This window comes from Stenotrophomonas sp. IS26 (assembly GCF_054188265.1).
The window spans coordinates 18,068-28,314 of the sequence record NZ_JBSZJV010000031.1; the positions used below are offsets into that span (position 1 = coordinate 18,068).

Genomic DNA, 10,247 nt, shown 5'->3' on the forward strand with positions numbered 1-10,247 from the left:
CGCCCGGGGCCAGGGCCACGTCCGCAGTTGACCGGATCGGGCCTCTTGCCATCGGCCATGACCTTCGACACCCTTGCAGGCCGGGCCAGCGGCGTATCGTCTGGCCCACAGGCCCTTCCGGGCCATTCCTGCATGACTTTCCGGCCTGGAGGCCAATCACGTGATCGCTCGTACACCCAAACTGGTACTGCTGACCCTGGCCGTTTCGGCCGCGCTGGTCGGCTGCGGCAAGAACGAAACCCCGGCCACGGACAGCGCAGCCTCCACCGCCGCGCCGGCGGCCCCCGCCGCCACCGAGTACACGCTCGACGAGAGCAAGCTGCCGGCCTACAACGCCTTCCACCCGTCCGATCTGGACACCAGCATGGACGCCTGCGGTGCGTTCGGTGACTACGTCAACAGCAAGTGGCTGGCCGCCAATGAGATCCCGGCCGACCGCACCAGCTGGGGCGCCTTCACCATCCTGGACGAGCGCTCGGTCGCCGTGCAGCACCAGCTCGCCGAGCAGGTCGCGGCGGTCAAGAACCCGGTCGGCATCGAAAAGATCGTCGGCGACTTCTGGGCCACCGGCATGGACGAGGCCAAGATCAATGCCCAGGGCATCGAGCCGATCAAGGCCGAACTGACCGCCATCGACGGCCTGCAGGACAAGGATGCGATCGCCAACTACCTGCGCACCAGCGCGGCCAAGGGCGAGAACGTGCTGTTCGGCTTCGGTCCGGAAGCGGACTTCAAGAATTCCAGCATGAACCTGGCCTACGCCAGCCAGGGCGGCCTCGGCCTGCCCGACACCACTTACTACACCGACGCCAAGAACGCCGACAAGCTCAAGGCCTACCAGGCCCATGTGGCCAAGGTGCTGGAACTGGCCGGCGTGGCCACGGCCGATGCCGAGAAGCAGGCCGCCGATGTGGTCAAGTTCGAAACCCGCCTGGCCAAGGCCTCCAAGTCCAGCGTCGAGCTCTCGCGCGATGTCTCGCTGTTCTACAACCCGGTCACCGTGGCCGATGCGGACAAGCTGACCCCGAACTTCAGCTGGACCGAGTTCTTCAAGGCCCAGGGCATCGCCGCGCCGGAGAAGTTCTCGCTGGCCATGCCAAGCTTCCACCAGGAAGTGAGCAAGGCGCTGGGCGACACCGATCCGTCGGTGTGGCGCGCCTACCTGCGCTTCCACACCGTGGACGGCGCCTCGCCGTACCTGGCCGATGCCTTCGTCAACGAGAACTACAACTTCTACGGCAAGACCCTGAACGGTCAGAAGGAGCAGAAGCCGCGTTGGAAGCGCGTGCTGGGCACCATCGAAAACGATGCCGGCGATGCGTTCGGCCAGCTGTACGTCAAGGTCGCTTTCTCGCCGGAAGCCAAGGCCAAGATGGAAGAACTGGTCAAGAACCTGGCCGCCTCGCTCAAGGAGCGCATCCAGGGCCTGACCTGGATGAGCGACGAGACCAAAGCCAAGGCGATCGCCAAGTGGGAAACCTTCACCCCGAAGATCGGCTACCCGGACAAGTGGCGTGACTGGAGCGGCCTGACCACCGGTCGCGACAGCTACCTGGGCAACGTGCGCGCGGCGAACGAATTCAATTACAAGTTCGCGCTGTCCAAGATCGGCCAGCCGGTGGACAAGACCGAGTGGGGCATGACCCCGCAGACGGTCAATGCCTACTACAACCCGCTGCAGAACGAGATCGTGTTCCCGGCCGCCATCCTGCAGCCGCCGTTCTTCGATCCCAAGGCCGATGACGCGCTGAACTACGGCGGCATCGGTGCGGTGATCGGCCACGAAATGACCCACGGTTACGACGACCAGGGCAGCCGTTTCGGGCCGACCGGCAACTTCGAGAACTGGTGGACCGAGGCCGACACCAAGAACTTCAGCGGCCTGACCGGCAAGCTGATCAAGCAGTTCGATGGCTACAAGGTGGATGGCCAGCCGGTCAACGGCAAGCTGACCCTGGGCGAGAACATCGCCGACCTGGGTGGCCTGGCCACCGCCTACGATGCCCTGCAGAAGGCCTCGGCCGGCAAGGAAGACCCGAAGGTCGACGGCTTCACCCGCGACCAGCGCTTCTTCTTCAACTGGGCCACCGTGTGGCGCACCAAGTACACCCCGGAGAACATGAAGGTCCGTCTGGCGACCGACCCGCATGCCCCGGCGCAGTTCCGTGCGATGGGCGCCCCGTCGAACCTGCCGACCTTCGCCGCTGCGTTCCAGTGCAAGGCCGGTTCGCCGATGGTGCGCGCAGGCGACCAGCAGGTGGTGATCTGGTAAACCATCGCGCCCACGCGTGATGTGATGCGTGCAAAGGCCCGGGATCTCCCGGGCCTTTGCTTTTGCGGCGCATGCTCCCCATCACGCTCGTTTCGCTTTGCTTGGTACACTCGCGCGATCCCAATCCTGCTGGATTCGCTTTACATGTCCAACCTCCGTCCGCTCGCCATTGCCCTGGGCCTGAGCCTGGCCTCCCTGGTCATCGCACACGATGCGCACGCCGCGCCGAAGAAGAAGGCCGCCGCCCGCGCGCCGGCCGTCAGCGCCCAGTGCAGCGACTTCTACGAGGCCACCAACGCGACCTGGCTGAAAGCCAATCCGGTGCCGCAGACCGGTGCCACCACCGCACTGGGCCAGCTGGCCGACCGCGCGCGCCAGCAGCAGCGTGAACTGCTGGATGGGGCGATGACCGCACCGCAGGGCAACGTGCAGAAGCTGCTCGGCGACTTCTGGGCCAGCGGCCTGGACGAGGCCGCGGTGGAAGCCGACGGTTCCAACCCGATCGCCCCGTTGCTGACCCGCATCAACGCGATCAAGAAGGCCAAGGACGTGCCGGCCTCGATCGCCGCGCTGCACCAGGTCGGCATCCCGGTGGCCTTCAACTTTGCCCCGGACGTGGACCTGAAGGCGCTGGATCGCCACATCGGTTACTTCATGCAGGGCGGCATGGGCCTGCCGGACCCGGCGTTCTATACCCGTACCGATGCCGACACCGTCGCGCTGATGGCGCGCTACCGTACTTACGTCAAGCAGGTGCTGGCGCTGACCGGTACCCCGGCTGACAAGCTCGATGCCGAATCGCAGTCGGTGATCGCGCTGGAGACCGAGCTGGCGCGCAATGCGCAGTCGCTGGCCGGCATCAACAATCCGTTCAACAACTACGCGCCGATCTCCACCAAGGAGCTCAACAGCCGTTACCGCAACCTGCAGCTGGAGGCCTTCCTGAAGGCACAGGGCGTCAATGACGACCTGGTCTCGCTGTCCGATCCGGCGCTGTTCAAGCAGCTCGACGGCATGGTCACCCGGCTCAAGCCGGAACAGTGGAAGGTCTACCTGCGCTGGCGCGTGGGTGATGCGATGGCCCCGTACCTGTCCAAGGCCTACCGCGATGCCGAATTCGAATTCCGTGGCCGTGTGATGCGTGGCCAGACCCTGCCGCCGGCGCGCTGGGAGCAGGTGCTGGATGCGATCAACGTGGCTGCCGGCCCGATGGTCGGCCGCGAATATGCGGCCAAGCACCTGTCGGCCGACGACCGTCGCAAGGCGGCGCTGGTGGTGGACAAGATCCGCGAAGTGCAGATCGATGCGGTCAAGCGCAGCACCTGGATGAGCGATGAGGCCAAGACCGAAGCACAGGCCAAGCTGGCTGCGCTGAAGATCGAGATCGGCACCCCGCTGCGCGATCTGGACTACACGGTGCAGCCGATGGGCCGCGGCAGCTTCGGCGGCAACATGCTGATCGCCTCCACCTGGCGCCACCGCGAGGAAATGAAGCGCATCGGCAAGGGCAACGCCGACCGCCGCTGGGACGTGCTGCCGCAGCAGCCGGCACTGGCGTATGACATCGCGCAGAACCGCCTGATCGTCACCGCCGCCGTGCTGCAGGGCCCGGTGTTCAATGCCAAGGGCGATACCGCCGACCTGTTCGGCAGCTACGGCGCGCTCGTCGCGCACGAACTGACCCGTGCGATCGACGCCAAGGGCGCGCTGGTGGATGCCAAGGGCGAACTGCGCAGTTGGTGGACCCCGGCTGACAAGACCGCCTGGACCCTGTTCGGCAACCGCGTGGCCGCCCAGTACAGCGGCTACGACTACCCGGGCGTGAAGGGTGCCAAGGTCAACGGTGAACTCACCCGCGAAGAGAATCTGGCCGACCTGGCCGGTCTGGAACTGGCGTGGGAGGCTTACAAGGCTGTCGAACCGGCGGCCAAGCCGGCCGCCCAGCAGGGCTTCTTCCGTGCGTGGGCGAGCCTGTGGCCGCAGCAGCTCTCGCCGAACGTGGCCGCCCAGCGCGTGACCTCGGACATCCTGGCCCCGGGCCGCTGGCGCACCAATGGCCCGCTGTCCAACCTGCCGGCCTTCGGTGCCACGTTCACCTGCAAGCCCGGCCAGCCGATGCAGCGCGTGGACAACGACCAGATCAAGGTCTGGCGCTGAGTCTGGCTATGTAGCAAACGAAAAGGGCGCCCACTGGGCGCCCTTTTCCTTTAACGGGGACGGAGGTGGTTATTAACTACCTCCGTCCCTGTTATTTGCCTTACTTGATGCTGCGCAGGTGGTTGGGACGCTTCGGCGGGCCCGGCGGACGTCGGTTGTTGAACGGTGGTTGGCCGCGCCAGTAGCGGATCAACAGCCAGCCGAACAGCATGCCGCCCAAGTGCGCGAAGTGGGCCACGCCCGGCTGCCAGCCGGTGGCGCCCAGCATCAGTTCCATCGCGCCGAACACGATCACGAAGGTACGTGCCTTCATCGGGATCGGCGGGAACAGCAGCATCACCCGCTGGTTGGGGAACAGCATGCCGTAGGCCAGCAACAGGCCGAACACGCCACCCGAAGCACCCAGCACCGTGGCCGGGTCGGCCAGCATCATGCCGACCAGCAGCTGGCACAGGCCGGCGCCGGCGACGCACACCAGGTAATAGGTGAGGAAGCGTTTTTCGCCCCAGGTCTGTTCCAGCGGCGCACCGAACATGAAGAGCGCGAGCATGTTGAAGAACAGATGGCCGAAGCTGCCATGCAGGAAGCCATAGGTCAGCAGCTGCCAGGGCTGGAAATTGCCGCCCGGCGAGAACGGATCGAAGCCGCCCCCCAGAGGCTGCAGCATGAAGGGCTCGAACGTGGCATTGCCAAGCAGGAACGGCTGCTGCAGCAGGAACAGCAGGGCATTGGCGATCAGCAACGCTTTGGTGACAGTGGGCAGGCGCGGAAACATGAGGGCATCCTTTGGAACTGCGCCCATCATAGCCGCAGCACCCGGCCGCGATCTGCGCGCCAGCGCGGGCATTCAACGCGCAGGCAGCGTCAGCCCGGTCCCCACAGGGCGGCATCCAGATCATTGGCACCGGCCACCGGCATGCCCTTGACCCGCCCCCGCTCGATCGCCACGCCCTCGGCGCGCAGCCGCTGGCTCTGTTCTTTCCACCCGGCCGAGCCTTCCGGCATCGCGATGCGCCCGTCCGAGCGCAGCACGCGGTGCCACGGCAGTTCCGGGTCGTCATTCATGCCAAGCACGCGTGCGGTCAGCCGCGCCCTGCCCGGTAGCCCGGCCTTGGCGGCGACCTGGCCATAGCCCATCACCTGCCCGCGCGGAATCGCCCGGATCACCGCCAGAATCCGTGCACGCGCCTGCGCCGCCGGGTCATCGCCCACGGCGGCCGCATTCACGCGCGGACCCGGCTGACCAGCAGCACGCCGAGCAGGACCAAGGCCGTGCCGAGGATCTGCCACGGCCCCATGGGTTCGTCGAGCAGCCATAGACTCATCACGATGGTGGAGACCGGACCGAGCATACCCACCTGGGCGGCCAGCGACGAACCGATCCGCTTCACCGCCAGCATGATCGCCATCACCGGCAGCACCGTGCAGACCGTGGCATTGATCAGCGACAGCCAGTACACCGGCGTGGGCGCCTGGCCCAGCGCGGCCATCGGGTGGAGCACCGCGAAGTGCAGCACGCACAGCACGCAGGCCACGCAGCTGGCATAGGCGGTCAGGCGGATCGCACCGATCCGGGCCACCACCTGGCCACTGCCGAACAGATACAGCGCATAGCTCAGCGCGCTGGCGAACACCAGCGCACTGCCCAGCACGATGCGCCCGCCTTCCAGCTGCAGGTCATGCCCGAAGGCCAGCAGGACGCCGAGATAGCTGAGCACCAGCGCCGCCACCTGCCAGCGACCGGGGCGCTTTTTCAGCAGGACCAGGCTGATCAGCAGCACCAGGGTCGGGTTCAAGTACAGGATCAGCCGTTCCAGTGTCACGCTGATGTACTGCAGGCCCTGGAAGTCCAGCAGGCTGGACAGGTAGTAACCGGTGAAGCCCAGCGACACCACCCGCCCGCGGTCGCCCCACGACAGCGCCGGCGCGCGCCGGGCCGACCACACCGCCAACACCGCGAACAGCGGAAAGGCCATCAGCATCCGCAGGGCCAGCAGCGTGGTGGCGTCCACGCCATGCCGATAGGCGAGTTTGACGATGACCGCCTTGCCCGAAGCAGCGATCGCGCCGATCGCGGCCAGTGCGATACCGCCGGCGGCGATGCGGCTGGAGGACGTGGGCAGCAAGGAGGCGGGAGAGGACATCAGGACGGCGGACAGCCGCACGGAGGCGGCTGGGCAGCAGGTGGGGCGGCCATTGTCGCATGCGTGGCGGCACTCCCGGATCCCTGCTGCGGCTGCGGCAGGTGCACGCCGCTGATGCGCGTTCAGCGCATCAGTACGACTTCTTCTGCGGAGGTTGGATGGATCGCCACGGTGTCGTCGAACTGGGCCTTGGTCACACCCATCTTCACCGCCAGCGCGAACCCCTGCAGGATTTCATCCGCAGACTCGCCCAGCAGGTGCACGCCGACCACGCGCTCGTCCTCGCCCACGCAGACCAGCTTGAACAGGCTGCGCTGGGTACCGTCAGCCAACGCCTGCAGCATCGGGCGGAAGTTGCTGCGGTACACGCGCACATCGCCGTATCTCGCACAGGCCTCTTCTTCGCTCAGCCCCACCGCGCCCAGGGCCGGATGCGAGAACACCACACTGGCCACGTTTTCATAGTCCATCTTCGCCTGGGGCTGGCCACCGAACAGGCGGTCGATCAGCTTGCGCGCCGCGGCGATCGCCACCGGGGTCAGGCCAACCTTGCCGGCGATGTCGCCCACCGCATGCACGCTGGGTACCGCGGTGGTCTGCCACGCGTCGACCTCGACCTCGCCCTTCTCACCGACCACCACACCCACGGCCTCCAGCCCGAGATCGGCACTGTTACCGCGCCGGCCAGTGGCGAAGAACACGGCATCGAAGTGACCATCGGCGGGCCCGTCGTGCCCGAGCGCCACCACCGCATCGCCATCACGCTGCAACTCACGCAGGCGATACCCGAAATGGAGCTGGACGCCCTGATGGCGAAGATTATCGGCGAGCTGTCCGGTCAGTTCCGCATCGAAGCGCTCCAGCAACCGTTCACCACGGACCAGCAGGGTCACGCGGCTGCCGAGCGCCTGCAGCAGCCCGGCCAGCTCCACTGCGATGTAGCCACCGCCCACGATCGCGACCCGCTCCGGCGCACTGCACAGATTGAAGAAATCATCGGAGACCAGGCCCAGTTCGGCACCGGGAATGTCCGGGCGCTGGGGATGGGCACCGGTTGCGATCAGAATGTGCGAGGCGCTGATCCGTACACCATCGCTGCACTCCACGGTGTGCGCATCCACGAGGCGGCCACGACGCGGCACCCGTACCACCTTGTTTTCATCCAGGCGCTTGAGATAGCTGGCATGGATGTTGGCAATGTACGCCTGGCGATGTACCACCAGCTCTTTCCAATCCAGTGATGGGCGCACCGGCACATCGAATCCCATCGCTGCAGCCAAGCCGATGCGTCCGGACAGATCGGCGGCGAGCCACATCGCCTTCTTCGGCACGCAGCCGACATTGACGCAGGTGCCGCCGAGCTCGCCCGGCTCCAGCATCGCTACCCGCTGGCCGTGCTGCGCGGCGCGGAACGCCGCGGCCAGGCCGCCGGAACCACCGCCCAGCACGATCAGGTCATAGTCGTATTGCGTCGTCATTGGCATCGCTCAACTCGGTAAGGGGCAGGATCGATCACCGGCGCGCGGCCGTTGATCAGGTCTGCCATCAACTGGCCGGTGCCGACGCTCATGCTCCTGCCCAGCATGCCACGACCGGCTGCGATCCAGACGTGAGGGTGCGCGGCACCGCCGTGTCAGGCCCGGCGCAACGGCGGCCACTGCAGATAGGTCATCGCGCGCCAGATCCACTCCAGCGGCCCGAACCGGAAGTACCGCAGCCACGCATGGCTGATCGCGAGCTGCAGCGCAAACAGCGCCAGCGCGAACGGGATCTGCCACAGCCGCGGCATCGTTTCGAACGCGCCCCATCCATAGCCATAGAACACCCAGGTACAGACCAGCGACTGGCCGATGTAATGCGTGAGCGCCATCCGCCCCATCGGCGCCAGCATCTGCAGGCGTGCGCGCCAGTGCACGATCCAGGCCAGATAGCCCAGGCACATCAGCAGCCCGGCCAGTGCACTGATCGCATACGCCACGCCGCTGCGCAGATCCAGCGTGCCAGGTGCCTGATAGGGGTGCCAGATCGCACTGCCCAGCATCAGCACCAGCCCGACCGGCAACGCGATCCAGCGCAGCCGTGCATACAGCCGCGCAAACCGCTCGGGTTCGGCCAGCGCGCCACTGCGCGCGAACCAGCTGCCGATCAGGAACATGCCCAGCACTTCCGGACCGATCACGAAGATGCCCGACAGCATCGCGCCGAGATCACGCAGGCGCTGTCCCACCGCCTGCCCCCAGCTGCCATGCGCGTACGCCTGGCGCTGCAGCTCGATCGTGCGTTGGGCCTGGGCGATGGCCTCGCGCAGCGGTTCCTGCGTGTGCTCCATGCTGGCCATCCAGCTCATCAACGCCCCCAGCACCAGCACCAGGGCGGCAGCGCCCAGATAGCTGATCGCGCCCATCGCGGGCAACCAACTGCGCGGCGCCTCGCGGCAGGCGAGCAGCAGCAGCGAGATCAACGCGTAGATCACCAGGATGTCGCCGGACCACACCAGCACCGCGTGGCACAGGCCGATCAGCAGCAGTGCCGCGCTGCGGCGCAGATAGAACGGTGCGAATGCGCGACCGGCCGCGTCGGCGCGCTGCGCCATGACCGAGAACCCCGCGCCGAACAGCAGCGAGAACAGGGTGAAGAACTTGCCCTGGACCAGCACGTAGATGGCCGCATCGGCCCAGTAGTCCGCGCCCTGCCAATGCGGATCGATGCCGGTGAAGGACAGGTCCAGCGGACCGCTGAAGGCCTCCATGTTCATCAGCAGGATGCCCAGCAGCGCGAACCCGCGCAGGATGTCGATGACGGCGATGCGCTCGTGGGCACCCACCGGCTGCAAAGGAGAAGAAGCTGCGTTCACAGGCAATCCGCTGACCAGGCCCGCCATTATGCCGTGCGCGCGGGGGCCTGCCGCACGAACGAAAACGGCCCGCCGAAGCGGGCCGTTGGATCAGCGAGGGGTTGCAGCACTCAGTGCTGGTGGCCGCCGTCGCCGTGCACGTGGCCGTGCTCGATTTCTTCCTTGCTGGCTTCGCGCACGTCAACGATCTCCACGTTGAAGTGCAGGTCCTTGCCGGCCATCGGGTGGTTCAGGTCGACATCGACCACGCTCATGCCGACCTTCTCGACGGTGACCGCGCGCGGGCCAAAGTTGGTCTGCAGCACGACCTGCTGGCCCGGCACCAGCTTGCTGGTGCCGAAGTGCTTCTTGGGCACGCGCTGGGTCAGGCCTTCGCGGCGCTCGCCGTAGGCATCGGTCGCCTTCACGTCCACCTCGAAGGTGGCGCCGGCTTCCTTGTCCATCATGGCGTTTTCCAGGCCCGGGATGATGTTGCCGTGGCCGATCAGGATCGCCAGCGGATCACGGTCCTTGGAGCTCTCGATCGGCTCCTGGCCCTGCTCGGCGACGGTGTAATGGAAACGGACGACGCGGTCTTTTTCGATCTTCATGCGCAACTCTGGTCTGGAGACTGCCGAGGGCAGACGGGTGAGGCGGGTTGTGGCCTGCCGGATACGCCGCCATCATGACGGCCTTCTAAGGTCGCGCATTATCCGGACAACATGCACATGACGCCAGTTTCGCGCCTGACCCGCCTGCCCGGCCGCCTGGCCCTGCTGGCGATCATCGCCCTGCTGAGCGCCTGTGGCGGCGGCAAGACCACCCGCCCGGCCCCGCCGCC

8 protein-coding genes and 1 pseudogene are annotated in these 10,247 nt (G+C 66.6%); 2 read left to right on the forward strand and 7 right to left on the reverse strand.

Annotated features, from left to right (window positions below):
- Positions 1-163: 163 nt before the first annotated feature.
- Positions 164-2,272 carry a M13 family metallopeptidase gene (locus tag ACW6W5_RS17360; protein WP_193222877.1) on the forward strand — a complete coding sequence of 703 codons (2,109 nt, stop codon included), beginning with the start codon at positions 164-166 and terminating at the stop codon, positions 2,270-2,272.
- A 144-nt stretch (positions 2,273-2,416) separates the two neighbouring features.
- Positions 2,417-4,429, forward strand: a complete 2,013-nt coding sequence (locus tag ACW6W5_RS17365; protein ID WP_121038511.1) for a M13 family metallopeptidase — start codon at positions 2,417-2,419, stop codon at positions 4,427-4,429.
- 100 nt (positions 4,430-4,529) lie between these two features.
- Here the strand turns inward: ACW6W5_RS17365 and ACW6W5_RS17370 are convergent, their stop codons facing one another.
- From ACW6W5_RS17370 to ACW6W5_RS17400, 7 genes and pseudogenes are all read right to left on the reverse strand, one after another.
- Positions 4,530-5,204 carry a rhomboid family intramembrane serine protease gene (locus tag ACW6W5_RS17370; RefSeq protein ID WP_121038514.1) on the reverse strand — a complete coding sequence of 225 codons (675 nt, stop codon included), beginning with the start codon at positions 5,202-5,204 and terminating at the stop codon, positions 4,530-4,532.
- An 89-nt stretch (positions 5,205-5,293) separates the two neighbouring features.
- Positions 5,294-5,746, reverse strand: coding sequence for an MGMT family protein (locus ACW6W5_RS17375; protein ID WP_428999850.1), 453 nt, complete (start codon positions 5,744-5,746; stop codon positions 5,294-5,296).
- Positions 5,653-6,573 carry a DMT family transporter gene (locus ACW6W5_RS17380; protein WP_152154425.1) on the reverse strand — a complete coding sequence of 307 codons (921 nt, stop codon included), beginning with the start codon at positions 6,571-6,573 and terminating at the stop codon, positions 5,653-5,655. The genes ACW6W5_RS17375 and ACW6W5_RS17380 overlap by 94 nt, the downstream gene beginning before the upstream one ends.
- Before the next feature lie 122 nt (positions 6,574-6,695).
- Complete coding sequence (gorA, locus tag ACW6W5_RS17385) at positions 6,696-8,051, reverse strand: glutathione-disulfide reductase (protein WP_152154427.1); 1,356 nt, start codon at positions 8,049-8,051, stop codon at positions 6,696-6,698.
- Positions 8,048-8,191, reverse strand: a pseudogene (locus ACW6W5_RS17390) (amino acid dehydrogenase); the annotation flags it as partial. The gene gorA and the pseudogene ACW6W5_RS17390, both read right to left, overlap by 4 nt.
- A gap of 15 nt (positions 8,192-8,206) precedes the next feature.
- Positions 8,207-9,454 carry a DUF418 domain-containing protein gene (locus tag ACW6W5_RS17395; protein WP_121038520.1) on the reverse strand — a complete coding sequence of 416 codons (1,248 nt, stop codon included), beginning with the start codon at positions 9,452-9,454 and terminating at the stop codon, positions 8,207-8,209.
- 83 nt (positions 9,455-9,537) lie between these two features.
- Complete coding sequence (locus ACW6W5_RS17400) at positions 9,538-10,017, reverse strand: FKBP-type peptidyl-prolyl cis-trans isomerase (RefSeq protein WP_088433264.1); 480 nt, start codon at positions 10,015-10,017, stop codon at positions 9,538-9,540.
- Positions 10,018-10,247 lie beyond the last annotated feature (230 nt).

What these genes read in the sequence shown, in the direction of transcription:
- ACW6W5_RS17365 (WP_121038511.1), top strand. Translation starts at nt 2,417, where the DNA reads ATGTCCAACCTCCGTCCGCTCGCCATTGCCCTGGGCCTGAGCCTGGCC.
- ACW6W5_RS17370 (WP_121038514.1), bottom strand. Translation starts at nt 5,204, where the DNA reads ATGTTTCCGCGCCTGCCCACTGTCACCAAAGCGTTGCTGATCGCCAAT.
- ACW6W5_RS17375 (WP_428999850.1), bottom strand. Translation starts at nt 5,746, where the DNA reads ATGGCTGCTCGACGAACCCATGGGGCCGTGGCAGATCCTCGGCACGGC.
- ACW6W5_RS17380 (WP_152154425.1), bottom strand. Translation starts at nt 6,573, where the DNA reads ATGTCCTCTCCCGCCTCCTTGCTGCCCACGTCCTCCAGCCGCATCGCC.
- gorA (WP_152154427.1), bottom strand. Translation starts at nt 8,051, where the DNA reads ATGACGACGCAATACGACTATGACCTGATCGTGCTGGGCGGTGGTTCC.
- ACW6W5_RS17395 (WP_121038520.1), bottom strand. Translation starts at nt 9,454, where the DNA reads ATGGCGGGCCTGGTCAGCGGATTGCCTGTGAACGCAGCTTCTTCTCCT.
- ACW6W5_RS17400 (WP_088433264.1), bottom strand. Translation starts at nt 10,017, where the DNA reads ATGAAGATCGAAAAAGACCGCGTCGTCCGTTTCCATTACACCGTCGCC.